Annotated in this window: 24 protein-coding genes; 20 read left to right on the forward strand and 4 right to left on the reverse strand. The window is 42.3% G+C overall.

Annotated elements, in window-relative coordinates:
- Window positions 1-515 precede the first annotated feature (515 nt).
- Entirely contained in the window at window positions 516-1,967 is a 1,452-nt protein-coding gene (locus NIE88_RS07925) for an NADP-dependent glyceraldehyde-3-phosphate dehydrogenase (RefSeq protein ID WP_253060851.1), read from the forward strand.
- Window positions 1,968-2,076: 109 nt separating this feature from the next.
- Here NIE88_RS07925 and NIE88_RS07930 read toward each other — a convergent pair whose 3' ends face one another.
- On the reverse strand, window positions 2,077-2,457 hold the full coding sequence (locus NIE88_RS07930) for a hypothetical protein (RefSeq protein WP_253060853.1): 381 nt from the start codon (window positions 2,455-2,457) through the stop codon (window positions 2,077-2,079).
- 183 nt (window positions 2,458-2,640) lie between these two features.
- On the opposite strand from NIE88_RS07930, the gene NIE88_RS07935 reads away from it, so the two are divergent.
- From NIE88_RS07935 to NIE88_RS07955, 5 genes are all read left to right on the forward strand, one after another.
- Window positions 2,641-3,114, forward strand: a complete 474-nt coding sequence (locus tag NIE88_RS07935) for a GNAT family N-acetyltransferase (protein ID WP_253060855.1) — start codon at window positions 2,641-2,643, stop codon at window positions 3,112-3,114.
- A 305-nt stretch (window positions 3,115-3,419) separates the two neighbouring features.
- Window positions 3,420-4,970, forward strand: a complete 1,551-nt coding sequence (locus tag NIE88_RS07940; RefSeq protein WP_253060857.1) for an ABC-F family ATP-binding cassette domain-containing protein — start codon at window positions 3,420-3,422, stop codon at window positions 4,968-4,970.
- Between the two features lie 85 nt (window positions 4,971-5,055).
- Complete coding sequence (locus NIE88_RS07945) at window positions 5,056-5,379, forward strand: ArsR/SmtB family transcription factor (protein WP_253060867.1); 324 nt, start codon at window positions 5,056-5,058, stop codon at window positions 5,377-5,379.
- Window positions 5,380-5,472: 93 nt separating this feature from the next.
- The gene (locus NIE88_RS07950) at window positions 5,473-5,721 is read left to right on the forward strand and encodes a hypothetical protein (RefSeq protein WP_253060869.1); all 249 of its coding nucleotides are present in this window, start codon (window positions 5,473-5,475) and stop codon (window positions 5,719-5,721) included.
- Window positions 5,722-5,867: 146 nt separating this feature from the next.
- Window positions 5,868-6,335 carry a Fur family transcriptional regulator gene (locus tag NIE88_RS07955; RefSeq protein WP_253060871.1) on the forward strand — a complete coding sequence of 156 codons (468 nt, stop codon included), beginning with the start codon at window positions 5,868-5,870 and terminating at the stop codon, window positions 6,333-6,335.
- Here NIE88_RS07955 and NIE88_RS07960 read toward each other — a convergent pair.
- Together NIE88_RS07960 and NIE88_RS07965 are read right to left on the reverse strand one after the other, a co-directional pair.
- Window positions 6,302-6,748 (reverse strand): hypothetical protein, encoded by a 447-nt coding sequence (locus NIE88_RS07960; protein WP_253060873.1) that lies wholly within the window; start codon window positions 6,746-6,748, stop codon window positions 6,302-6,304. The genes NIE88_RS07955 and NIE88_RS07960 overlap by 34 nt on opposite strands.
- 19 nt (window positions 6,749-6,767) lie before the next feature.
- On the reverse strand, window positions 6,768-7,523 hold the full coding sequence (locus NIE88_RS07965; RefSeq protein WP_253060885.1) for a hypothetical protein: 756 nt from the start codon (window positions 7,521-7,523) through the stop codon (window positions 6,768-6,770).
- A 325-nt stretch (window positions 7,524-7,848) separates the two neighbouring features.
- On the opposite strand from NIE88_RS07965, the gene NIE88_RS07970 reads away from it, so the two are divergent.
- From NIE88_RS07970 to NIE88_RS08035, 14 genes are all read left to right on the forward strand, one after another.
- A complete protein-coding gene (locus tag NIE88_RS07970) occupies window positions 7,849-8,130 on the forward strand; it encodes a DUF3870 domain-containing protein (protein WP_253060896.1) in 282 nt (93 codons plus the stop codon).
- An 88-nt stretch (window positions 8,131-8,218) separates the two neighbouring features.
- Window positions 8,219-9,139 (forward strand): S66 peptidase family protein, encoded by a 921-nt coding sequence (locus tag NIE88_RS07975; RefSeq protein WP_253060906.1) that lies wholly within the window; start codon window positions 8,219-8,221, stop codon window positions 9,137-9,139.
- 184 nt (window positions 9,140-9,323) lie between these two features.
- The gene (locus NIE88_RS07980) at window positions 9,324-10,127 is read left to right on the forward strand and encodes a serine hydrolase (protein ID WP_253060908.1); all 804 of its coding nucleotides are present in this window, start codon (window positions 9,324-9,326) and stop codon (window positions 10,125-10,127) included.
- Between the two features lie 196 nt (window positions 10,128-10,323).
- A complete protein-coding gene (locus tag NIE88_RS07985; protein WP_253060910.1) occupies window positions 10,324-10,641 on the forward strand; it encodes a DUF3870 domain-containing protein in 318 nt (105 codons plus the stop codon).
- A 146-nt stretch (window positions 10,642-10,787) separates the two neighbouring features.
- A complete protein-coding gene (locus NIE88_RS07990) occupies window positions 10,788-11,723 on the forward strand; it encodes an ABC transporter permease (RefSeq protein ID WP_253060912.1) in 936 nt (311 codons plus the stop codon).
- A complete protein-coding gene (locus tag NIE88_RS07995; RefSeq protein WP_290446362.1) occupies window positions 11,723-12,679 on the forward strand; it encodes an ABC transporter permease in 957 nt (318 codons plus the stop codon). Before NIE88_RS07990 ends, NIE88_RS07995 begins: the two co-directional genes overlap by 1 nt.
- A 7-nt stretch (window positions 12,680-12,686) precedes the next feature.
- The gene (locus NIE88_RS08000) at window positions 12,687-13,703 is read left to right on the forward strand and encodes an ABC transporter ATP-binding protein (RefSeq protein WP_253060914.1); all 1,017 of its coding nucleotides are present in this window, start codon (window positions 12,687-12,689) and stop codon (window positions 13,701-13,703) included.
- Window positions 13,704-13,722: 19 nt separating this feature from the next.
- The gene (locus NIE88_RS08005; RefSeq protein ID WP_290446363.1) at window positions 13,723-15,342 is read left to right on the forward strand and encodes a peptide ABC transporter substrate-binding protein; all 1,620 of its coding nucleotides are present in this window, start codon (window positions 13,723-13,725) and stop codon (window positions 15,340-15,342) included.
- A 250-nt stretch (window positions 15,343-15,592) separates the two neighbouring features.
- Complete coding sequence (locus NIE88_RS08010; protein ID WP_253060916.1) at window positions 15,593-16,678, forward strand: mandelate racemase/muconate lactonizing enzyme family protein; 1,086 nt, start codon at window positions 15,593-15,595, stop codon at window positions 16,676-16,678.
- 13 nt (window positions 16,679-16,691) lie between these two features.
- Complete coding sequence (locus NIE88_RS22595; RefSeq protein ID WP_253060918.1) at window positions 16,692-17,591, forward strand: C40 family peptidase; 900 nt, start codon at window positions 16,692-16,694, stop codon at window positions 17,589-17,591.
- Window positions 17,592-17,594: 3 nt separating this feature from the next.
- On the forward strand, window positions 17,595-18,557 hold the full coding sequence (locus NIE88_RS08020) for an ABC transporter ATP-binding protein (RefSeq protein WP_290446375.1): 963 nt from the start codon (window positions 17,595-17,597) through the stop codon (window positions 18,555-18,557).
- 277 nt (window positions 18,558-18,834) lie between these two features.
- Window positions 18,835-20,757, forward strand: coding sequence for an NAD(+) synthase (locus NIE88_RS08025; protein WP_253060925.1), 1,923 nt, complete (start codon window positions 18,835-18,837; stop codon window positions 20,755-20,757).
- A gap of 24 nt (window positions 20,758-20,781) precedes the next feature.
- Entirely contained in the window at window positions 20,782-22,506 is a 1,725-nt protein-coding gene (locus NIE88_RS08030; protein ID WP_253060927.1) for an ABC transporter ATP-binding protein, read from the forward strand.
- A gap of 97 nt (window positions 22,507-22,603) precedes the next feature.
- On the forward strand, window positions 22,604-23,596 hold the full coding sequence (locus tag NIE88_RS08035; RefSeq protein WP_253060932.1) for a S66 family peptidase: 993 nt from the start codon (window positions 22,604-22,606) through the stop codon (window positions 23,594-23,596).
- 203 nt (window positions 23,597-23,799) lie between these two features.
- Here NIE88_RS08035 and ald read toward each other — a convergent pair whose 3' ends face one another.
- Window positions 23,800-24,939: an alanine dehydrogenase gene (gene ald / locus NIE88_RS08040; RefSeq protein WP_253060934.1), complete on the reverse strand. Its 1,140-nt coding sequence runs from the start codon at window positions 24,937-24,939 to the stop codon at window positions 23,800-23,802.
- Between the last annotated feature and the right edge of the window lies 1 nt (window position 24,940).

The raw sequence follows: 24,940 nt of genomic DNA on the forward strand, positions 1-24,940 counted from the left end.
TTATTATATTAAGGCTTTTGATTTCACTGAATGATCATGATTATTTAATCGTTATTGAGAAAATACATAGTTTAGCGATTGGACAAGCAAAGTTCGGACGTCCACGATCATAAACACTCAATCTAGATTTGATCTTGTTCCATAAAAGTCGAACCGTAAGTTTAATGAGAATCAAATATATGAACTTGTTTTATGCATTGAAGTAAATTTATTTTCTTGACAAATATATGAAATTGCTTTAAAAACTTATAATAAACGGGTAAGATGAATTTATTGCATATTTTTTATGAATGAACGGATCATACCGACAGTGAGCAAAAGATTGGAAATGATACGCTTTTCATGCGAAAATAAACGTGTTAAAAGATAAGTACTCATTGAAAATTTTGTTGTTTTGCTGTAATGGGTGAACGAAAATAATTGTCAATTTGAGCAATTGTTCGACGTAATTTTTTCTGCGTATACGACAATGGCGATAAAGAAAAAAGTTGACAAAAAAAGGAGAATGAATAGGTATGGCTTCTAATGTATCAGAATTGACCACCTACATGGCTTACCTCAATGGTGAATGGAAAAAGAGTTCATCCGGCGAGACAATTGCCATTCAATCCCCTTACCTGAGAGAGACGATCGGTTATGTTCAAGCGGTCACGCAGGATGAAGTGGATGAAGCAATAACTGCAGCACATGCTGCACAAAAAGACTGGGCAGAGCTGACGCTGAGTGAACGCGGTGCTTACCTTGATCAATGGGCTGATGAGCTCGTAAAAAACAATGAAGAAATTGCTAAAGCGGTTATGCAGGAAGTGGGCAAAGGATTTAAAGATGCTCAGAAAGAAGTTGTCCGTACAGCAGATCTGATCCGTTATACTGTGCAGGAAGCGTTGCACATGCATGGTGAAAGTTTAAAAGGCGACGGTTTTCCGGGCGGCGATCAAAAGAAAATTGGAATTGTTGAAAGGGCACCATTGGGTGTTGTGTTAGCCATTGCACCGTTCAACTATCCGGTTAATCTTGCAGCTTCTAAAATTGCTCCAGCATTAATGACGGGCAATGCCGTTATATTTAAACCGGCTACCCAAGGCTCAATCAGCGGTATTAAAATGATTGAGGCACTTGATAAAACCGGTCTCCCAAAAGGACTGCTCAGCTTGACAACTGGCCGTGGATCGGTTATCGGCGATTATCTTGTTGAACATAAAGGAATTAGCATGATCAGTTTTACAGGAGGTTCTGCAACCGGACGTCATCTGTCAAAACAAACAGCAATGATTCCGCTTGTACTTGAACTAGGCGGAAAAGATCCGGCACTTGTTTGCGATGACGCAGATATGGATGTTGCTGTCAAAAGTATCATTAATGGAGCCTTTTCTTATTCAGGTCAGCGATGCACGGCAATCAAGCGTGTGCTGGTGAATGAAAAGGTTGCCGATGAGCTTGTTTCGCGTCTAAAAGCAGAAATTGAGAAACTGACTGTCGGATCTCCGGAAACGGACAGCACGATTGTTCCGCTGATTGATGACAAGTCTGCAGACTTCGTGCAAGGCTTGATCGATGATGCACTCGCAAAAAAAGCAACACTCGTGATCGGCAATGAGCGCAAGAAAAATCTGATTTATCCTACACTTTTGGATAATGTCAGCGAAGATATGGATATTGCTTGGATCGAACCTTTTGGTCCTGTATTGCCCGTTATTCGTGTGAAATCCGATGAAGAAGCAATTGAAATTGCAAACAAGTCGGAATTTGGCTTGCAAGCAAGCATTTTCTCACAGGATATCGACCGTGCTCTTGCAGTGGCTCGGCAAGTTGAAGCCGGAACGGTTCAGATTAACGGACGCACGGAACGTGGCCCGGATCACTTCCCATTCCTTGGCGTAAAGTCATCCGGCATGGGTGTTCAAGGAATCCATCACAGCCTCCTGTCCATGTCTCGTGAACGTGTCACTGTTTTAAACTTGAAGTAATTTTGCAATTTCAAAAAGAGAATCGGCTGATGCTGATTCTCTTTTTTGCCTGCTCTTGAAAGAAAAAGCACACCGCTAAATGAGTGTGCGACATTGGACGGAGTAGCGATTAATAGTAAAACGGTCCTGGTCCCGGGCCGTAGAATCCACCGCCATAAGGGGGACGCGGTCCTGATCCCGATCCGTAAAAAGGTCTTGGAGGATAGTACGGACAAGGCCGGACACCGATGATTGAACTGAGACCGACGCCGAGCAGTCCGCCGGCGAAGCCTCCTAAGAACGCTTGCGGACCAAAACCGAAGAATCGTTCATCATCGTTGCGCATTTCGCCAGTTGTATTATTTGGTGTCTGCGAATCGTTAGTTAAAGGCTTTAAATACACATTGTCCTGGTCAAACGATTCAATGACTCCATAGTGAACCGATCCGTCGTTGCACTGTATTTCTACAGGCTGATTGATCAGATTTTCCCAATAGTTTTGATATGACATATTCGTTCCTCCTATAATCATTTCCATGCCGGATAAGTGATTCTGGGCAAAGCATAGCTAAACAATGGCCTATATCTAAACTATGCAGATCCTGTGAAAATGGTTAGGCGAATGCCTTAATGATGAGATTAAAGACCAATTTTTTTTGGTTCGGTAACGGCGGAAAATCAAGGAGATGAAAACTTGGGTATTCAAATCAGGAAGATAGGGCAGAAGGACAGAGCAGAGGTTAAAAAACTTCTCGCAAAGTATTGGAATGGGACAGTAATGGCTATTCACGGAGAATTAATCGATATGATGACATTGCCTGGACTAGTTGCTTTTGTCAATGACCAAATCACAGGTATGCTGACCTACAGACACGATTTAAAAGGAATTGAAATCATCTCTTTGGACAGTTTTGTTGAGAATCAAGGTATTGGTTCGGCACTGGTCAATGAGATCATTAAGTTAACCGAACCCGGAATGTCGCTCAGGGTGACAACAACGAACGATAATACGCATGCGTTGTTTTTTTATCAAAAGAAGGGATTCACATTGTCAGCACTTTATCTCGATGCAGTGTCCGACGCAAGAAAATTGAAACCGTCAATTCCTGTCGCAAACAAAGAGGGCATTCCCATTGAACATGAGATCGAACTCACTTATCGTCGGTAACGAATTGCTTTTCACCGTAACTAGGTTTAAAATGAAAAAGTATTTACAAGAAGGAGTGGAAGTATCGATGAATTTATCTGATTGTCTGCAACTTAAATTGGCCTGATAGGGTGAAGTCTGCCCTCATCATATGTAAAAAAGGCCAATTGGTTGCGACAATAGATAAGCGATGTTTCTGTTTCTGACGGTTAAAAGACAAACTTAAAGGGGCGAAGCGTCATAGCTTCGCTCCTTTTCATGCGGATCGGAAAAGTCCTGTCTATCTGCTTGCTTCTCAATCGGCCGTAAATCAGGAGCGTGAATATATGTTACTTATTGAAGCAAAGGATGTCGCTTTTTCTTATGGAGACAAATTGATTTATCAAAAACTGAATTTCAGGCTGATGGAGGGCGAACACATTGCCCTTGTCGGCCATAACGGCGCCGGAAAATCTACCTTTCTTAAATTGCTGCTTGGCGAATTATTACCGGACAATGGGAGCATCAACAAGCGGAAGAATTTGAAAATCGGCGTTATTGAGCAGCATTTGAATTTCGGCAAGGGAAAAAGCATTTACGAAAGCCTGCAAGATGCGTTTAAAGAACTTTTTGATGCTGAACGCACAATGAATGAACTTACAGTCAAAATGCAAGATCCGGATGCGGATCCTTCCTATATTGACCAGTACGGTCAGCTGCAGGAGCTATTACTGGCAAATGATTTTTACACGATTGACGCACGAATTCATGAAATGGCAGATGGATTAGGATTAACGGCAATCGGACTTAATAAAGACGTAACGCAATTGAGCGGAGGGCAACTGACTAAATTGTGTCTTGCAAAATTACTGCTTGAAAATCCGGAAGTACTGCTGCTTGATGAACCGACGAATTATCTTGATGTCGTTCATATTAATTGGCTGACGAATTACCTCAATGCGTATTCACATGCTTTCATCGTGATTTCTCATGACACACACTTTTTGAATCGAATTGCCCAATTTGTTTATCACTTGGAAAATCAGCAATTGGTTCGTTATGTCGGTAATTATCAATCCTATCTCAAGCAGCATGAAGCACGGCTGGAACAGCAAGAAATTGCGTTCCGGCAGCAACAACGCGAAATTAAAAAGCTGGAAACCTATATTCAGAAAAATAAGGTGCGTACGGCTACGGCAAAGCAAGCTAAGAGTAGGGAAAAACAACTGGACAAAATTGAGCGTCTGGATCCGCCTTCACAGCTCCGAAAGCCGCATTTTCATTTTAAGGTAGATCATCAGCCGGTACGAATGATTTTCACAGCTGATCATCTTGATGTCGGTTATGATCAACCCTTATTTCCACGCATTAATGAGAAAATTATGCGCGGCGAGAAAATAGCTATTATTGGACATAATGGCATTGGAAAAACCACGCTTCTTCGGACACTGCTAGGTGAGCTAAAGCCGCTTTCAGGAAGAATAGAACAGGGGGATCGCGTGATGCCCGGTTACTTTTCGCAACTTTCGGCACCGCCTCATTTAACACCTCTGGAATGGATGATGGAACAATTTCCGGAAACGCCTGAAAAAATTCTCCGCCAGCATCTGGCTCAATGCGGTGTGTTTGCTGAACACATGCGACAACCGATGGATACATTGAGCGGTGGTGAAGAAACGAAGGTCCGAATCGGAAGATTAATGCTGCAGAAAAGCAATGTCCTGATTTTTGATGAGCCGACAAACCATCTGGATGTATACGCAAAGGAAGCATTAAGCAAAGCGTTGGAAGCTTATGAAGGCACTGTTTTAGTGGTCAGTCATGAACCGGTGTTCTATGAAAATTGGATTACAAGGATCTGGGACATTGAACAATGGGCGCTGAATAAGAACAAGTAAGCCATCATGCGTGCAGTACAATAGACAGAACTGTTCGGAGTCTGCTATGTTAGTCACATGAAATGTTTCGATTAGGATGATAATGATGAGCGATCATGTACCGGTTGATTTAGATAAAAAAACATTAACAACAGTTACACGAATTTTTAAAGCTGTGTCTGAACCGACTCGTGTTCGGATTCTCTATTTGCTGTCGCAGCAGGAATGTTCGGTTTCGGAGATTTCTGAGTTTTTAACGCTGCAGCAATCGACTGTGTCTCATCAGCTCAGTTTTTTAAAGCAGCTGCATCTGGTTAAATCACGTCGTGAAGGAAAGGTCATTTATTATTCCGAAGAGGACGAACACGTTATGAATCTGCTTGCACAGACAATTGACCACACACGACACCACTACGTCAAAAATAGTTGAGAACGGGCGGAAAAAGGTGATGAATGCCGCCACTCCCAGTTGTTCTTAGACATACAGTATTAGAGAATAACCTGTGAATGGGAGTGAATGAAAATGCCCAATCAATCGATTTATTCTCAGTGCTGCGGTCTATTAAAACAGCCGGTCGAAATTCGTTGTCATGATGGCTCTGTTCATCGAGGCATACTGACGCGTGTCGACGAACGGAATGCATACGTGCAGCCCGCTGGAACTGATTTATCAAGCAGTCCCGGCTTATTCCTCTGGGGAAGCTGGGGCTGGGGTTATCCAATCGCGCTTGCGTCAATCGCAGCTATCCTGGCAATCGGTTTTTTCTGGTGAAGGAATGAGAATAAGAGAGTTTCTCCATGTGGGAATCTCTTTTTTTCGTTCATAACGATTGTTATGCTTTTTCAGAGAAAAATGGTATGCTGTGTTGTGAAGGTTCAAGTTCAACAATGATTTTACGGCAAAAGAGGTGATTCTCATTGAATAAACAGGAAGCCATGGTTTTACTTAAAAATAAAGGGTATAAACATACAGATAAACGCGAAGACATTTTGAATCTGTTTGATCGAAAGGGCGGATATCTCTCGGCTAAAGACATTCAAATTGCCTTGAAAGATGACTATCCGGGAATAAGTTTTGATACCATTTATCGTAATTTATCTCTGTTCCAAGACTTAATGATTCTTGAGGAAACAGAACTGGACGGGGAAAAAATGTATCAGTTTCATTGTAAGGAGCATCACCATCATCATCTCATTTGTCTGAGATGCGGGAAAACGAGAACCATCGATGTATGCCCAATGCAGGATCTGTCCCAAGTTGATCCTGATTTTCAAGTAACCGGACATAAATTTGAAATTTACGGATATTGCAAAGAATGCCGTAAAAAAATAGAAAATGAGAAAAAGCCGCTTCAAGACTCAATAACGGTAAGCCCGAGCACCTGATGGGTTTCCGCTATTTTTTTTATTAAAGTTTCTTGTTCGCTGCGGCAGCAAATTGAAATCAGCACAAAAGAATGCGACTTTTGTTTGTATGCCCTTGTGAAAAAATAATCAATAATAAAACCAAGTAAGAAACCGATAATACTTGAGACAATTCCCCAGATGATCGGACCTAGAGTCAGTCGAAATCCTATGCTGGCACCAACAACACCAAAAACAGTAGCAAAAATAAAGCCCAAGTCTGCCAGACTTGTTGTTTCAGTTGGATCTTTATCCGTTAATCCGTTTTTAAATGGTGTTTGTGCTTTTAAAATAAAGCAGGAAATATCACTTTTTTTGATCTTATTTCTCTGCAGTTCGGTTAACAGCAGTTCAACAGAAAGTGATGGACGAAACAAGCAAAGGATGTTGCTCATCAGTCTGGGCCTCCCTTTCTCAAATATTCAGCCGTGATTGGTTCGCTCCCCATTCGCGATATAAATAAGTGCTCAGTTCTTCCTCAAAAAGATGGTTGGTTTCAACTGTTTTTGAGTATGCGTCATAGGCGCTGCCCCAAATAAGTGAAGGAATAAAAAGAAACCATTCAGCATCAATGACCTGAATAGATTCATTGACTTTTGCAGGATCAATGATGAACAGCTGCATGCCTTGAAGTTCATGGCAATTGACGTAAATAGCCACCGACCAGGCCAAAAGTGAAATGGCGGGAATAAGACGGCGCGTATAAAGCTGCCCTAATCCGGGAAGCAAAATTGACCAAACGGATGCGACCCATGGAAGGCGCTTATCCAGAAAACACGTTTCTAACGAGCGTAAATCGAGTACATTCATTTCTACCGGTTGATCCTTAGTTAATGTATATAAGAGATTCAATTTTGCGGCCGTACGATAACTGTCCCAAATACAATAAAAATAAAAAGGGATATAGATGAGTATCCATTGCGTATTAATAACGTTTGTTGCATGCTTGAAATCACCAATGAAAGAATAAACCATTGCCAAGTTTAGTTTTGAATTGAAGTTGATAATGATCTCAAAAAGAAATAAGACATTTCCTTTGACATGCATATCCAGAAGCGTGTGACCGAACCCCGGAAATGCTGCCGACCACCAAGCAACAACCGCCGGTCGATGATAGTTCAAACTTGAGGATCCGCAGTAATCCAGTATTGCTCTTTTTCTTCTTGCCATTTTTTAACTCCGATCTAAAAAAATATTCAATTGATGATTGATAGCGGATAATCAGTTCATCAATAGGGACTTTTCTTGTTAGTTTTCCTTTAACGATGCAATTCATACATAACAAATGGCTTGCCATGACCATTTTGTTCACCTTGTTTCCATATAATGTCATGCCAACGATAGTGATTGTTAGCAAAAATATTTAAAATATTGACAAAGTAAATGAGTCCGAATATACTTATTTTGTTCCTTTTAGTTTCACGGACTAAGTCAACTGTGGTTATCATTGATCTCTCGAATCACTTGATTGTGGCAGAGGAAGGAAATTAAAGTAATGACTTACGATGCCCATGCAATTTACTTCATCATCGGTGCAAAATCATTACAGGAACATTCGAGCATGTTACGATTCATTCAATTCTTTATTAATGATAAAAGTGTAGAAGCAGATCATTTGCTGATCGTTGTGTTGACGCAATTTGTTAGTTTTTCTTTAATAGGGAGACCGACGGATGATTCTCAAGTCGTTCATGATGAATACATCGGTTCTTCTCAAAAAGCGTCAATGGTGGCTTTTAAAGATGCGCGCAAATATAGAGAATATAAAAGTTTATAAGCTTTGTCTAAATAGTCCTAAAAGAATCCAGTTCAAAGTCATTTTGAACTGGATTCTGTGGTGTTTGGGCATGAAGGAGGCAGTGTTAATGATTATTCCAAGTCGATTATATGAAGGAGATACGATAGGCGTGATCAGTCCTGCTGGATCACCTGATATGCAGCGGCTTAAAAAGGGATGTGATTGGTTAAAGCAGCTTGGTTTTCAAGTTCGTCTGGGGAAAAATATCGATAAAAAATACGGCTATTTGGCCGGATCTGACGAAGAACGATTAGCTGATTTTCATGAGATGTTTGCTGATGATTCGGTACGTGCAGTTATCTGCTCAAGAGGTGGTTACGGTACGGCCCGGTTTGCAGATCGTATTGATTTTGATTTAATCCGAAATCATCCCAAAATTTTTTGGGGATACAGCGATATTACTTATTTACATACGGCGATTAGGCAGCAATGCGGTTTGGTCACCTTTCACGGCCCTATGCTCGCTTCGGATCTCAGCGCTCCTGATGTACCGCTGCTTTCGAAGCAATTGTTTTCCCAGCTTTTTCAGCCAATGTCACTGCGCTATGACGAACATTTGTCTCCACTCTCCACGTTACATGGTGGTATTGCTGAAGGCAAGCTGGTCGGTGGCAATTTATCACTTTTAGTCAGTTCAATCGGAACACCATTTGAGATTGATATGAGAAAGAAACTTGTCTTAATCGAAGATATTGGAGAAGCACCTTACCGGATTGACAGTATGCTCAATCAATTGAGAGTGGTAGGAAAATTGGATCAGGCAGCCGGATTTATAATTGGTGATATTCATCAAAGTCCCTCGAAAGAAAAAAAAGATTCGCTTACTTATCAAGAAGTCATTCGGACTTATTTAGGGTCTCTGGGGAAACCGGTAGTCGGCGGTTTTCTCATTGGTCATTGCGCTCCGAATTTTTCTGTTCCACTTGGCGTTGACGCAATGCTTGACGCTGATCGGAAACAGTTGTGGATTCAGCCGGGAGTCATGTAACCGATAAATGATTTTAATAAGGCAAAATGTTTCGCTGAATTCCAATCAGGATCTTTTCAACAAGAGGGCCGCAATGCTATATTGAGTGTAGTCTTGACATGATGATTCGTAGTACTATCAGTAGATTTTTACTACCCTTCTTGACCATTTTGAACATCCTCTATAGTAAAAGGAGCCCAGATTGATGACTGATGCAAGTACCGAGCTTCGTAAAGTGTTCCGATCAGTTACGAATGAATTCAGAGATCATATAGCAGTAGAGGCAATCGGTTCGGATGGAGCTTCATTTGGCTACAACGAAAATATTCCAATGCTGTCGGCCAGCCTGATCAAACTGCCTATTTTATTCTATGCATTTAAAAATCCACACCTTAACCCATCCCAGCTGCAGCAAACCGTTCGCTTTGATGAGGAGCAGATTGTTGGAGGATCAGGTGTCCTTCAGCTTTTATCCGGACGTGAGTGGATGGTAAAAGATCTTTTGGGACTGATGATCAGCGTGTCCGACAATACGGCAACTAATCTAATTATGGATTTTTTTGGAATTGATCAAATTCAGAAGTGGGTTGCTGATCAGGGGCTAACGGAAACGAAGATAGAACGAAAAATGATGGACGAAGATGCTCAGCGTAAAGGACGTACGAATCGCATCAGCGCACATGATGCAAATTCAGTTATCCGCCATATTTTTTCTAAGACTGATCCGTTTCCGGATGAAGTCAAATTTTGGATGCTTCATCAGCAATTCAGGGACAAGCTTCCTGGTTTGTTTGACGAAAAAACTCAACCCGTCTCAGTTTACAATAAAACTGGTGAAATGGAAGAAATTGATCATGACGCGGCCTATTTCACTTGCAACGGTCACTCCATGGCTGTTACTGTAATGACAAGTGGAATCAAAAACAGACAGAAAGCATTAATGGCTATTCAGAATATCGGAGATGCAATTGCAAATTATTTGATTCAACAATCGGAAAAGAATGAATGAATACGGTTTTGCAATCGCTGTGGTGCAAAAATGGTCCGATTATTGTTTAAAAATTAAAACATTTTATAATATTGACATTTAATTAATTCTCTTATATACTTTTCTTAATCCTTAAAGCTGTTCGCAATTTGAGTTCCTGCAGCCATCCAGCTGACAGTCCCTCAAATTATCTGAATGAAATAAGGAAGGAACATGTATGGTTTATCATAAAGATACGGTCTTTGTTATTGGGGATGCCAAGTCTTCGCAAAAGAATCCGATAACGATTCGTTTTAATCAATTTTTTATTGGACTAGTCATTGATCGTATGAATGGAAGAATTGTTGACGTGGAATGTTCGGCAACGATCAATTTGACAACTCGCTTTGTACATTCTTTATTATCGGGACGATTAATCAATGACCCTGATATTGTGGATGATATTCGGACAAGATATTTCGGCTCATCACAGAAAGCATTGATCGTTGCTTTTTGCGATGCTGTAAAAAAATACAATCAAATTATTCATCAATAGGCCGCTTTGTCTAATAACCTAGACAAAATCCAGCTCTTGTTTTTCGGGGCTGGATTTTGTGTTTTTAGAGAGATAACAAAATATTTGCTGCAAAATTCAGAAAATATAAATTAAATTTACTCATTTTTTATAAAGGAGGTGCTGCTATGCTTCGCTTTATTGCGAGGAGATTTTTTGCCATGATTTTAACTCTGTGGGTGATCGCTACATTGACATTTCTGCTCATGCATGCGATTCCGGGATCGCCATTTAACAATTTAAACGGAAAAGTACTTAGCGATGCTGCGGTGCGAAATTTGGAAACACATTATCATATTGATAAACCGCTCCCGATTCAGTATCTCATTTATCTTAAGTCAATAGCAACATTTACATATGGTCCGTCAATTAAGCAACCTTCCCAAACGGTAAATGATTTGCTTGGAAGAGGGTTTCCGGTGTCTTTTGAACTGGGGATGTGGTCACTTGCAGTAGCTGTTGTTTCCGGAGTTGTTCTTGGTATTTTCGCTGCTTTGAAACATAATGGCTTCATTGACTATTTAGCAATGACGATCGCCGTTCTGGGGATATCCATTCCTAACTTTGTTCTGGCTACGCTGCTTATCCAAGAATTTGCAGTTAATCTCCGTTTGCTGCCTGCGGGAACATGGCAGGGATTTGCTTATATGATTATGCCGGTTGTTGCACTGGCGACCGGTCCGATGGCAATTATTGCACGCCTGATACGTTCAAGCATGCTTGAGGTGCTGACACAGGACTACATACGGACTGCTCAGGCTAAGGGGCTTTCTCCTTTTTTAATTGTCACAAAGCACGCATTAAAAAATGCGCTTTTACCGGTTGTTACGGTGTTGGGTACACTTGCTGCGAGCATATTAACCGGTACGTTTGTTATTGAAAAGATATTTGCGATACCGGGAATGGGCAAATATTTTGTCGATAGCATTAATTCTCGTGACTATCCCGTGATCATGGGAACAACGATGTTCTATAGCGCGCTGTTAATTTTTATGCTGTTTCTTGTTGACATTGCCTATGGATGGCTTGATCCACGAATTAAAATGGGCAAGGAGGGGGATTGATGGCAGATTTAAAAGAGTTGAAAAAACAAACGTTAATGACACAAATTCCAACGGATTGGTTTCGTCTGCTCAATCGTAAGAAAAAAGTGCAGCAGTCATTGTCGCGTCCGAGCATCTCGTATTGGCAGGATGCTTGGATTCAGCTTCGGAAGAACAAGCTTGCTATGCTTGGCCTGACTTTTTTAGTCCTTCTTGGTCTATTTGCCATTTTTGGGCCGATTTTTTCACCTTATTCAGTAACGGCACAGCATTTGACACTGCAAAATTTAGCGCCGTCTTCCAATCATTGGTTCGGAACGGATGAACTGGGCCGAGATGTTTTTACACGAACTTGGTATGGTGCGCGGATCTCATTATTTGTCGGGATTGTGGCAGCACTTGTTGACTTGTTTATCGGCGTTGCGTATGGTGGGGTATCCGGCTATTTGGGCGGGAAAACAGACTTGGTTATGATGCGGATTATTGAGGTTCTCTACGGTCTTCCTTATTTGCTTGTTGTCATTTTGCTCATGGTTGTGATGGGTCCGAGCTTATTGACGATTATTGTTGCATTAACAGTCACCGGTTGGACCGGAATGGCGCGCATCGTCAGAGGACAAATGCTTCAATTAAAAAATTACGAATTCGTCACTGCTTCCAAATCATTTGGCAGCAAGCCTTGGCGCATTATTCGAAAAAACCTCATTCCTAATACTATGGGTCCAATCATTGTGCAAATGACGTTAACCGTTCCATCGGCTATTTTTTCCGAAGCATTTCTTAGTTTTCTAGGATTGGGTGTACAAGCTCCATACGCGAGCTGGGGCGTGATGGCTAGTGATGCATTATCCGCACTTCTCGCCGGATTTTGGTGGCGATTGTTTTTCCCGGCATTATTTATTTCGCTGACAATGTTTGCTTTTAATATCTTAGGTGACGGCTTGCAAGATGCGCTGGATCCGAAATTAAGGAGATGACGCTACAGTGCATAGACAATCGGACAAACTGCTTGAGGTAGAAAATTTACATGTTTCTTTTACGACTCATGGTGGTGAAGTTCATGCAGTTCGAGGCGTCTCGTTTGATATCCGCAATGGAGAGACCTTCGCGGTGGTTGGTGAATCCGGATGTGGAAAGAGTGTTACCTCATTGGCTGTAATGGGTCTGATCCCTAAACCGCATGGAAAAATTATTGATGGCTCCATTCGATTTAAAGGAAAGGAATTGACGACCGCTTCACCGAGAGCATTGAGAAAAATCCAAGGCGTGAATATGTCAATGATTTTTCAGGATCCTATGACCGCTCTGAATCCGACGTTGACCATAGGGTCACAGCTAACCGAAGGAATCATTCATCAGAAGAAGGGATCACGAAAAGACGCCTATCAAAAAGCGATTGAGATGCTTCAAATGGTTGGTTTGTCAAACGCGGACCAGCGAATGAAACAGTATCCGTATCAGTTCAGCGGAGGCATGAGGCAGAGGATCGTTATTGCAATGGCTCTAATTTGTGAACCGGATCTGATCATTGCAGATGAACCGACGACAGCTCTTGATGTGACAATTCAGGTGCAAATTTTAGAATTGTTTGATTATATTCAAAAGAAAACCGGTGTTGCAATGATTATGATCACTCATGATCTTGGTGTTGTCGCCAAGTGTGCGGATCGAGTAGCCGTCATGTATGCCGGTAAGATTGTTGAAACAGGCAGCAAACGGGATATCTTTTATCATGCGAAGCATCCGTATACTCAAGCACTTTTGAATGCAATCGTACGGATTGATCTTCCTTCCGATACTTTAAAACCGATAGAAGGCGCGCCACCGGATTTATTTGCTCCTCCCGAAGGTTGTGCTTTCTGCGAAAGATGCCCGTTTGCCATGGAAGTTTGTCAGCGTGTTCAACCGCCGACAACAGCGGCTGGTGAAAACCATGCAGTTGCTTGTTGGTTTTTAGATAAAAGAGCCGATACTATTCGGCATCAGGTTGAAATATTATAAAAAGGCAGGAGGAATTCGTTTGAAAAAGTTATTTAGCAAAGTTTGTTTGCTTGGTATGACGGTTCTGCTTGTTTTAGCATTTAGTGGTTGTACCGCTAAACCTGATTCATCAAGCAAGAAATCGGATGGAAAGCAGGTTCTGAAGCTTAATAATGGATCGGAACCTACCTCTTTTAATCCGCCAATCGGATTTGATGCGTATTCTTGGAACGCTTTGAACAATCTGATGGAAGGATTGACGCGTCTGGGAAAAGACAATAGCCCTCATCCGGCAGCCGCTTCAAAATGGGATGTTTCACCAGATGGGAAAACCTATACATTCCACATTCGAGAGAATGCAAAATGGGATAATGGAGACGATTTAACTGCCGGTGATTTTGAATACGCATGGAAGCAGCTGCTTAATCCTAAGACTGCTTCACCAGCAGCGTTTTTGGGTTATCTCATTAAAGGCGGTGAAGCATATAATCTGAATAAAGGTTCCGCTGATGATGTTCAGGTTAAAGCAGAAGATGATAAAACGCTGAAGGTAACCTTGAATGCACCGCAATCCTATTTTCTCAATATGATCTCCAATCCTGCTTTCTTTCCGGTAAACAAAAAAGTTGCGGAAAAAGATTCGAAATGGTATGCGAATGCCAAGACCTTTGTCGGAAACGGACCATTTAAGCTGGCTTCATGGAAACATGATGCGAACATGGTTTTTAAGAAAAGCAGTACCTACTGGGATAAGAAAACAGTAAAGCTTGACGAAGTTGACTGGGCAATGGTTAACGATACAAATACAGAATATCAAATGTATAAAACTGGAGAACTTGACGTGGCAAGCGTTCCGCCGGATCTTTCCGATCAACTTTTCAAAGAAGGAAAAGTCAAAGTCGGTCAGCAAGCAGGCACATACTTCTTCAGCATGAATGTGAAAATGAAGCCATTTGATAACGCGAAAATCAGAAGAGCCTTTGCACTTGCAGTGGATAACAAGAAAATTGTTAATTACGTTGTCAAGCAAAAGAACGATCCGGCTTACGGATTTGTTTCTCCGGGATTTAAAGATCCAAGTGGCGAGGATTTCCGTGCGCATAACGGCAATCTTTATAAATATGATCCAAAGGCAGCCAAGAAATTACTTGCTGAAGGCATGAAAGAAGAGGGGATTACGAAACTGCCTCCTGTTACCTTGACATATAATACGACAGACATTAATAAATCAATAGCAGAAACAGTTCAGGAAATGTATAAGCAGAATTTGGGTGTGAGCATCAAACTGGCTAATATGGAGTGGAATGTGTACGGAGTTGATCAGAAGAGGGGCAAATTCCAGTTCTCACGCGGTTCATTCCTAGCGGATTATGGGGATCCAATTAACTTCCTTGAGAACTTCATTACAGGGATGCCTATGAACAGTATGCAGTGGAGCAATAAAGAATATGATCGACTGCTTAAGGAAGCAAAGAATGAGAAAGATGATACAAAACGTTATGCGCTTATGTATCAAGCTGAAAAGCTTCTGATGAAAGAAATGCCGCTCTTCCCAGTATATTTTTACAATCAATCTGAATTACAGAGCAGTAAAGTTAAGGGAATTGTTCGTCATCCGGTAGGCTATATGGAATTGAAGTGGGCAACTAAATCGAACTAATCGCAGTTGTTCAAACCAGCAGGAATACTTAGCGCATGTCCATTCTTATGCCAGAAGAGACCGTTTTCCTGATTACGGAAAACGGTTTTTCTCTGAATGAGGATGCTCCATGTTGCTGCAAAGGAACTGATTGCATCTGGGAACTTGGTTCACTCGTGCAATTTTTATGAAAGCAGCAATTGTTTTACCGCCTGATTCGGGAAAGAGCTTGCGGGTTTCATCCCGTTTAAATAAAGCGGAGGGAATGCTTATGAAAATTGTTAATGTGCAGACTAGAAAAATCACAATTCCTCTCACAAAACCTTTTAAAACAGCACTTCGGACAGTCAGGAAAGCTGAAAGTCTTATTGTGTGTTTAACATGTGATGACGGAACGACTGGTTTTGGCGAAGCTCCGCCAACGCATGTCATAACAGGTGACAGTCTTGGGAGTATCAACTATGTGATAACAGAGGTTATTCGTCCGCTGATCATAGGTTTAGCCATTGAAAACAGAGAGCAGATTCATCAAGTGATTGAAAAGTCAATACTCCATAATACGAGCGCTAAAGCTGCTGTCGATATTGCAGTATATGATTGCCTTGCAAAGAAAGCGGATCTCCCACTTTATCAGCTCCTTGGGGGAAATGGAAGTGAATTGGAAACAGATTTAACGATCAGTGTTAATGGAGTCCATGAGATGATGGGGGATGCACGAGCCGGTGTTGAAAAAGGCTTTACCACATTAAAAATTAAAGTCGGCAACTCAACACTTTCAGAGGATCTGGAACGAATCAAGGGTGTTCGGCAGGCAGTGGGCAAAAAAGTTAAGCTGCGTTTAGATGCGAATCAGGGCTGGTGCGCAAAAGATGCGATTGCCATTATTCGAAAAATGGAAGATATGGACCTTGACATTGAATTGATCGAGCAGCCGGTACAATCGTGGGATTTTGAGGGAATGAAACTTGTAACCGAAAATGTAGCGACACAAATCATGGCTGATGAGAGTATATTCGGCCCTAAAGATGCGGCGAGACTGCTCGCGATGCACGGTTGCGACATTATTAATATTAAATTGATGAAGGCAGGCGGTATCACCGGAGCTGAGAAAATCAATACATTAGCTGAAACCTACGGGATTGAGTGTATGGTAGGCTGCATGATTGAATCGAAAATATCAGTAACTGCGGCCTGCCATTTTGCAGCTTCCAAGTCCAATGTTACCCGATGCGATTTAGATACACCACTTATGTTTTCTTCGGACCCAATTGAAGGCGGTGCTTCATACAAACAAAATAAAATTACTTTGTCTGACTCACCGGGATTAGGAATATCGGACATTCATTTTGAAAAGTAAAAGAGGGAAAGTTGTGCAAAAAAGAAGGATTTCTGTTCCTGTTGCTACGGTTTGGACATCGCCCAGCTCGTTTCGTCCTATTGACGCTTCGGCAGTTTCAAAAAATCCGGATATGAAAACTTGGCTTTCGGCCATGACCCGCGAAGAAACGATTGCCTTATGCAGCGAAAAGAGGACACAAACTCAAGTGCTCTTTAATGATCCGATTATTATTGATGAGATAAATGGAGAATGGGCAAGAGTGGTTGTTCCTGATCAGTACTCGTCAAGAGATAAACGCGGATATCCCGGTTGGATGCCCGTCAGTCAGTCCATTCTCTGTAATCGAAGCGAAGCTTACGAGTCAGTTATGGTTCAAAGTAAAACGGCGATCCTTTATAACGAAACAAATCAGCCGATTTTCGAGTTAAGCTTCGGTACTTTTCTTCCTGCGATTGCGGAAACCGATCATCTTGTCCAAGTCGATACACCCATAGGGACGGGGATTCTTCACAAGAAGGATTTGAGTTTTCCAGCTAGGCGGTCATCATATACCGGTACGGATATTGTTCACGTTGCATTAAAATTCTTGGATCTGCCTTATTTATGGGCGGGCATGAGTGCCTATGGCTATGACTGCTCCGGCTATAGCTATTCCATGCTTCGAGCCGGAGGGTACCTCATTCCTCGTGATGCCGATGACCAATCGGCGGGCGGCAGAGCGATCGTTCTCAAATCAGTCTTACCTGGTGATCTGCTTTTTTTTGCTTATGAAAAGGGATCAGGTGAGGTACATCACGTGGGCATCTATTTCGGGGAAGGAAAAATGATTCATTCACAAACACCTGGAAAAAAGGTCACGATTACCGCACTAAAAGGTACGATTTATGAGCAGGAACTATGCGCGATCAGACGTTATTGGAAGGAAGGATGAATGATGGAGAAGAAGCCGCTCTTAAAAATAAAACACTTAAAAAAGTATTTTGAGATTGACCGGTCACAAATTTTAAAAGCCGTTGACAATGTCAGTCTGTCTATAAGTGCCGGTGAGACGCTGGGGATTGTAGGCGAGTCCGGATGCGGTAAATCAACGCTGGGACGAACAATTATGGGACTCTACGAAAAAACAGATGGAAAAATTGAATTTAACGGCCAGGATGTTGACTTGATGGCCGCATCGGAACGTTTCCGGTTGCATCGAAGGATGCAAATGATATTTCAGGATCCCTATGCTTCACTGAATCCGCGTTCAACAGTTCTTGAGTTAGTTGCCGAACCGATGGATATTCATAAGACATACAAGAATTCCAGAGAACGGAAAGAGAAAGTAGAACAGCTGCTGGAAGAAGTGGGATTAAATCGAAATTACTTAAATCGTTACCCGCATGAGTTTAGCGGGGGACAGAGGCAGAGAATTGGAATTGCACGCGCGCTGGCCCTAAATCCGAAGTTTATTATTGCCGATGAGCCAATATCGGCATTGGATGTCTCGGTACAAGCTCAAGTGGTTTTCCTGTTGAAGCGGCTTCAGAAAGAAAAGGGACTTACAATGATGTTTGTTGCTCATGATCTTTCAATGGTTAAGTATATTAGTGATCGCATCGGAGTCATGTATCTTGGTCATCTTGTCGAATTGAGTTCAAGTCATGATCTTTATGAAAAGCCTTTACATCCATACACTCAAGCTCTGCTTTCTGCAATTCCCATTCCGGATCCGGATATTGAGGAGAAACGGGAACGAATCCTGTTAGAAGGAGAGCTGCCAAGTCCAATTAATCCGCCAAGCGGGTGTGTGTTCCGCACACGCTGCCCATTCGTCATGGATACTTGCTCAGAAAAAGTTCCTGAATTTACCGAAATTGAAAGTGGTCATTTTGTTGCCTGTCACTTGCATCGTTAAAAAAAAGAAAACAGCAATACATAGGAGCAAACGGGATGAGTGAATACGCACAAGGTTTAAAAATTGCCTTCATTTGACATTTTTTTGAAGCGGCTTTAAAATTATTTTGAATGAACATGTGTAAGTTGAGAATTTTGTAAAATAAAAGACGATGCTGTCTGCTGAAGCCTCTCTGGAATCGGGAGGCTTTTTGTACAACTGTGCATTGTCAGTCCATGTTTTAGGGAATGATGGATACCGTAAGTTTTTCAGGTCTACCTGATCGGAGGTTTAAGTAATGAAGTCAATGAATTTTATCCGCGTTGCTGCTGCTTGTCCGGTAACTCGAGTTGCGGATGTCGCTACGAATATCATGAATATAAAAAAGTGTATTGATCAGGCGGTTGAGCAACATGCAAAACTGATTGTTTTTCCCGAATTGTGCGTCACATCCTACACATGTGCCGACTTGTTTCTGCAGAAGCAGCTGCTTGATCAAGCAGCTTTGGGTGTGAAGGAGTTATGCGCCTACAGTGCTGGAAAAGACATCATGATTGCTGTTGGTTCTCCGCTCTACGCTGAGACAGTAGTTTATAATTGTGCCTATATTTTATTTGACGGAGACGTGCTCGGTATCGTCCCCAAGAGCTACATCCCCAATTATGAAGAGTTCTATGAAAGACGCTGGTTCTCGTCAGGAAGGGAGATTATCGGTCATTCAGTTGATTTATCTTTTCAGAAATCGATACCATTCGGCATTGACCTTCTCTTTCAAAGCGGACCGTTTCAAATTGGATTTGAAATTTGTGAGGATCTTTGGAGCGTCGTGCCGCCAAGCAGCTATTTGAGTTTGGCAGGGGCGCAGCTAATCGGGAATCTGTCTGCATCAAATGAAGTGGTGAGCAAAGCTGATTATCGACATGCATTGGTTGCTTCGCAAAGCGCGAAATGCATAGCATCTTATCTATATGCGGGTGCCGGAACAGGAGAATCATCAACCGATGTCGTTTTCGGCGGTGAATTATTGATTGCTGAAAACGGAAATATGCTGGCTAAAAATGAACGTTTTCAAAGAGAGAATCAAGTTGTTACATCGATCATTGATATTGATCGGCTGAACCTGCAAAGAATCAAAAATATCAGCTTTAGAGAAGCATCTTCCACGGTTCCCTGGGAAGTGAGAAAAATATTCTTTACCTATAAAAACACAGAATTCGGAGTCTTTGATCGTGCAATTGATAAACATCCATTTGTGCCGTCTGATGTCAAGCAAAGGGAGCAGCGCTGCAGTGAAATTTTCAATATCCAAGTAGCAGCACTTGCAAAACGAATGGAGCACACTGGATTGAAAAAAGCGGTCATTGGAATTTCTGGCGGACTCGATTCTACGTTGACATTGCTTGTCATCGTCAAGACCTATGACTTGCTTGGCTATGATCGAAAGAATATCATCACAGTAACACTTCCCGGTTTCGGTACAACGGATCGCACCTATCAAAATGCCGTGTCACTGTGTAAAAAGCTGGAGACTGATTTTCGAGAAGTCAATATTGTAGCTGCGTGCCTGCAGCACTTTAAAGATATCGGCCATGATCCGGCCATTCATGATGTGACCTATGAAAATGTTCAAGCACGTGAACGGACGCAGATTTTGATGGACATTGCCAATAAAGAAAGCGGACTTGTAATTGGAACAGGCGATCTTTCCGAACTCGCGCTTGGATGGAGTACCTATAACGGTGACCACATGTCGATGTACGCTGTCAATTGCTCGGTTCCGAAAACACTTGTTCGTTATCTTGTCCGTTATGTTGCCGAAGAAGAGACGACAAAAGAAATCAGTGAAATTTTACGTGACGTTCTTGACACACCGGTGACTCCTGAGTTGCTGCCTAAAGACGCTGAAGGGAAAATTGCCCAGAAAACCGAAGATATCGTCGGTCCTTATGAATTACATGACTTCTTCCTGTACTATTTTGTCCGCAGTGCTTTTACGCCGGCAAAAATACTCTTTTTAGCTAAAGCAGCATTTGCGGACGTCTATGATGAAGCGGTTATTCGGAAATGGCTGGATGTTTTTATTCGACGGTTTTTCTCAATGCAATTCAAGCGTTCGGCAATTCCGGATGGCCCGAAAGTGGGAACAGTGAGCCTGTCCCCACGAGGTGACTGGCGTATGCCTTCCGATGCCAGCCGCGATCTTTGGCTAAATGAACTTTAAATCGAATGAAAGTGAGGGCGGCAAGTGATTCGTTCTTTTTATGCTTATTACAAACCCTATAAGAAACTGTTTTTCCTTGACTTTTTCTGTGCGGTCCTGCTTGCCTTGCTCGAACTTGTTTTTCCAGTCGCTGTCAACCAAGTCATTGACCGACTGCTTCCGGGAAAAGACTGGTCAATTATTATGCTCGCATCCGCGGGTTTGCTTCTTTTTTATGTGATTAATACAATCACTCATTATATCGTGACCTATTGGGGGCATATGCTGGGCATCAAAATAGAAACGGATATTCGTCAGGAACTGTTCGAGCATATCCAAAGGCAATCGTTTCATTTCTTCGATAACAACAAAACCGGACATATGATATCGCGTCTCACTACGGATCTTTTTGATATTGGTGAAACTGCACACCACGGACCGGAAGATATTTTTATTGCGCTGATGTCTTTATTTGGAGCATTTTTCTTAATGGTGACGATTAATTGGAAATTAGCGTGCATCACGTTTGTTCTTGTCCCAATTCTTGGTACGTTTATCATTGTATTCAATATGAAAATGACTCGAGCAACCGATCAAATTTATCAAGATATCGCGTCATTTAACGCTAATGTTGAGAATGCGGTTGGCGGAATTCGTGTGGTTCAAGCATTTTCAAATGAAAACTATGAACGAAAAAAGCAGTTTCGAGAAAATAATAAATTATATCAAAAAGCAAAATTATTTTCTTATAAAATTATGGCGACGAGTGTGACGACCAACTACTTTTTCATGCGACTGATCACTCTGTTTACTTTAATCAGCGGTTCCTGGTTCGTCATTCACGGTGAATTAAGCAGCGGACAATTTGTTGCCTTCCTGCTGCTCGCCAATATCTTTGTTCAGCCGATTGAAAAGTTTAACGCAATTATCGAACTGTATCCTAAAGGAATTGCCGGCTTCAAACGTTTTATGAACTTAAAGAGTCAGGCGCCCGAAATCGTGGATAAAGAGGATGCAATTGACGTGGATTCTGTGAAAGGCAGGATTGATTACTGCGATGTCAGCTTTGGCTACGAAGGAAAGAAACAGGTGCTGAAGCACATTAATTTGCATATTCATGCTGGAGAAACGGTTGCATTTGTCGGCCCGACAGGAGCTGGCAAGACGACTTTGTGCAGCCTGCTTCCTCGATTTTACGATGTGACCGGAGGCAGGATTACGATTGACGGCATCGATATTCAGGATTTTAAGCTTTCCTCATTGCGCCGTCACATCGGCTTAGTACAGCAAGATGTCTTCCTTTTTTCAGGAACGCTTCGTGAAAATGTGGCATACGGAAAATTAGATGCAACTGATGAAGATATTTGGCATGTCCTCCGGCTTGCACAATTAGAGGATACAGTTGCGACTATGCCAAACAGTTTAGACACGGTTATTGGTGAACGGGGGGTCAAATTATCTGGCGGGCAAAAACAGCGCCTTTCGATCGCGCGCATGTTCCTCAAGGATCCGTCCATTTTGATTCTTGACGAAGCCACTTCTGCATTGGATACCGAAACAGAGGTCGCAATTCAGAAGTCACTTGAATTGTTATCCAAAGGACGTACAACACTGATTATCGCTCATCGGCTAGCAACGATTAAGAACGCAGATCGAATCGTTGTTGTTACTCAAGACGGAATTTCTGAGCAAGGTGCTCATGACCAGCTCCTCGATCAGGATGGTGTTTATCGTCGCCTGTATGAATCGCAGTTCTCCTTGACGATGTGATATTTGGGTGAATAATCATTGACAGAATTTCCGGCAAGATATTTGCCGGTTTTTTTATTAATTTCGATTAAATTTGGAAATGGAAGGTTGCTAACTTATGCTAACTTTAGAAAAAGGAGATAAAATAGGTATTTTTTCACCATCATCGCCAATAACGGCAACGTCGCCTTTGCGTTTTACACGAGCGAAGCATTTTCTTGAGTCAAAAGGTTTTCAAATTGTTGAGGGATGCTTAACAGGAAAGCAGGATTTCTATCGCTCCGGAACAATCGAAGAGCGAGCGGAAGAATTAAATGAATTAATCCGTAATAATGACATAAAAATGATTATGTCAACTATTGGCGGAACAAATTCAAACTCACTGCTGCCTTATATCGACTATCGAGCATTTAAGAGAAATCCGAAAATAGTGATTGGCTATTCAGATATGACCGCTATTCTTCTTGCTGTCTACACGCAAACTGGCTGTCCCGTTTTCTATGGACCGGCCCTTGTTCCGTCATTCGGTGAATTTCCTCCTTTTGTGGATCAAACGTATCGTTATTTTGAACAAATAGTTGACAAGAAAAGTGTTTATCCGATCCAACTTACTGCTCCGGACTATTGGACGGAAGAAGCGGTGAATTGGGAAGTTAAAACAAAAGAAAAAACGCAACACGAGAATCATTGGATCGGTAATAACAGCGGAAAAGTCACTGGACGGCTCATCGGCGGCAACTTAAATACGATGAATGGATTTTGGGGAAGTCCCTATATGCCTGAAATAGAAAAAGGGGATATTCTGCTCATTGAGGACTCGATGAAGGATGCATCTCAAGTAGAGAAAAATTTCTCATTACTTAAAGTTAATGGTGTCTTTGAGCGGGTAAGTGGTATTTTGCTCGGCAAGCATGAACAATTTGATGACGAAGGTACCGGAAGAAATCCGGTTGACCTGCTGATAGAGGTTCTGAATGGCAAAAACCTGCCGATCATCGCTGATTTTGACTGCTGTCATACCCATCCGATGATGACAATGCCGATTGGTGCACAGGTGACGATTGATACGGATAAAAAGCATCCGGCGGTGTGGATTAATAAAACTTTTTAACCGAATATCGATTATCATTGCGTTGATTTGGCTGCCGGCTGTGGGACGGATATTTGGAAAAGAATTACTCCTTATCATGAACGGCTCGCTCTGGTCGTTGTGCGGATAAAAAATACCTCTTTGCATAGAAACAAAGAGGTAAATGATTCAATAAAGAGCCGCAAAACTACCGAATTAATTAAGGTTAATTCACAGGGCTAAAATCAAACTTCAGCCGCTGCCTTAAGCAATTCCTTAGCACATTTGTATTCCAAGCCATGCGCGTCGGCAACTGCTTTGAAAGTAATGAAGCCATCCAAAGTGTTCAATCCCTTGAGCAGTGCTTCATCTTCGAGACATGCCTTGACGTAGCCCTTGCTGGCAATTTTCGCCGCGTAAGGAATGGTAACATTAGTCAGGGCAAGCGTCGAGGTATTTGGAACAGCGCCAGGCATGTTTGCTACTGCATAATGAATGACGCCGTGCTTCGTATAGGTAGGATCGTCATGAGTTGTGCTGTGATCGGATGTTTCAACCACGCCGCCCTGGTCGATGGCAACATCCACGATTACAGAGCTTTCCTTCATGTTGGCAACCATTTCTTCAGTTACCAGCTTAGGAGCTTTCGCGCCGGGGATCAGTACGGCACCGACAACAAGGTCGGCTTCTTTAACCGATTCAGCGATATTATAAGGATTCGACATGACCGTATTCAGTGAATTTCCGAAGATATCGTCGAGATCACGCAATCTGTCTGCACTTATGTCAAGAATTGTGACATCCGCTCCGAGTCCGACCGCGATTTTTGCTGCGTTCGTGCCGACAATACCCCCGCCGATAATGGTGACTTTGCCACGGGATACGCCAGGTACCCCGCCAAGCAAAATGCCTTTTCCGGCTTCGTTGCTGAATTTTTCAAGGTATTGGGCACCAATTTGAACGGCCATTCTGCCAGCAACTTCACTCATTGGCTGGAGGAGAGGGAGCACGCGATCAGCACGTTGAACCGTTTCATAAGCGATGGATACCACTTTATTTGCAACGAGTGCTTTTGTCAATTCGGCACCGACTGCAGGAGCAAGGTGGAGGTAAGTAAAAAGAATCAGTCCTTCATGAAAGAAATGATATTCTTCCGGTTCCGGTTCCTTAACCTTGATCACCATTTCAGCCGACCAGGCTTTTTCAGCTGAAGTGATGACTGCGCCTGCTTCTTCATACTGTTGATCGGAGAATCCCGCGCCTGCACCTGCCAACGTTTCTACATAGACTGCATTGCCTTCTTGAACCAAGTGATACGTACCCGCAGGGGTGATGGCAACACGACGTTCGTTGTTCTTCAATTCTTTTGGAATGCCGATGATCATG

Source organism: Sporolactobacillus shoreicorticis (assembly GCF_024125445.1).
GTDB classification, from domain to species: Bacteria; Bacillota; Bacilli; order Bacillales; family Sporolactobacillaceae; genus Sporolactobacillus; species Sporolactobacillus shoreicorticis.

Coding starts and splice junctions, on each gene's coding strand:
- NIE88_RS07925 (WP_253060851.1), top strand. CDS start 516: ATGGCTTCTAATGTATCAGAATTGACCACCTACATGGCTTACCTCAAT.
- NIE88_RS07930 (WP_253060853.1), bottom strand. CDS start 2,457: ATGTCATATCAAAACTATTGGGAAAATCTGATCAATCAGCCTGTAGAA.
- NIE88_RS07940 (WP_253060857.1), top strand. CDS start 3,420: ATGTTACTTATTGAAGCAAAGGATGTCGCTTTTTCTTATGGAGACAAA.
- NIE88_RS07945 (WP_253060867.1), top strand. CDS start 5,056: ATGAGCGATCATGTACCGGTTGATTTAGATAAAAAAACATTAACAACA.
- NIE88_RS07950 (WP_253060869.1), top strand. CDS start 5,473: ATGCCCAATCAATCGATTTATTCTCAGTGCTGCGGTCTATTAAAACAG.
- NIE88_RS07960 (WP_253060873.1), bottom strand. CDS start 6,748: ATGAGCAACATCCTTTGCTTGTTTCGTCCATCACTTTCTGTTGAACTG.
- NIE88_RS07965 (WP_253060885.1), bottom strand. CDS start 7,523: ATGGCAAGAAGAAAAAGAGCAATACTGGATTACTGCGGATCCTCAAGT.
- NIE88_RS07970 (WP_253060896.1), top strand. CDS start 7,849: ATGACTTACGATGCCCATGCAATTTACTTCATCATCGGTGCAAAATCA.
- NIE88_RS07975 (WP_253060906.1), top strand. CDS start 8,219: ATGATTATTCCAAGTCGATTATATGAAGGAGATACGATAGGCGTGATC.
- NIE88_RS07980 (WP_253060908.1), top strand. CDS start 9,324: ATGACTGATGCAAGTACCGAGCTTCGTAAAGTGTTCCGATCAGTTACG.
- NIE88_RS07985 (WP_253060910.1), top strand. CDS start 10,324: ATGGTTTATCATAAAGATACGGTCTTTGTTATTGGGGATGCCAAGTCT.
- NIE88_RS07990 (WP_253060912.1), top strand. CDS start 10,788: ATGCTTCGCTTTATTGCGAGGAGATTTTTTGCCATGATTTTAACTCTG.
- NIE88_RS07995 (WP_290446362.1), top strand. CDS start 11,723: ATGGCAGATTTAAAAGAGTTGAAAAAACAAACGTTAATGACACAAATT.
- NIE88_RS08010 (WP_253060916.1), top strand. CDS start 15,593: ATGAAAATTGTTAATGTGCAGACTAGAAAAATCACAATTCCTCTCACA.
- NIE88_RS08020 (WP_290446375.1), top strand. CDS start 17,595: ATGGAGAAGAAGCCGCTCTTAAAAATAAAACACTTAAAAAAGTATTTT.
- NIE88_RS08025 (WP_253060925.1), top strand. CDS start 18,835: ATGAAGTCAATGAATTTTATCCGCGTTGCTGCTGCTTGTCCGGTAACT.
- NIE88_RS08035 (WP_253060932.1), top strand. CDS start 22,604: ATGCTAACTTTAGAAAAAGGAGATAAAATAGGTATTTTTTCACCATCA.
- ald (WP_253060934.1), bottom strand. CDS start 24,939: ATGATCATCGGCATTCCAAAAGAATTGAAGAACAACGAACGTCGTGTT.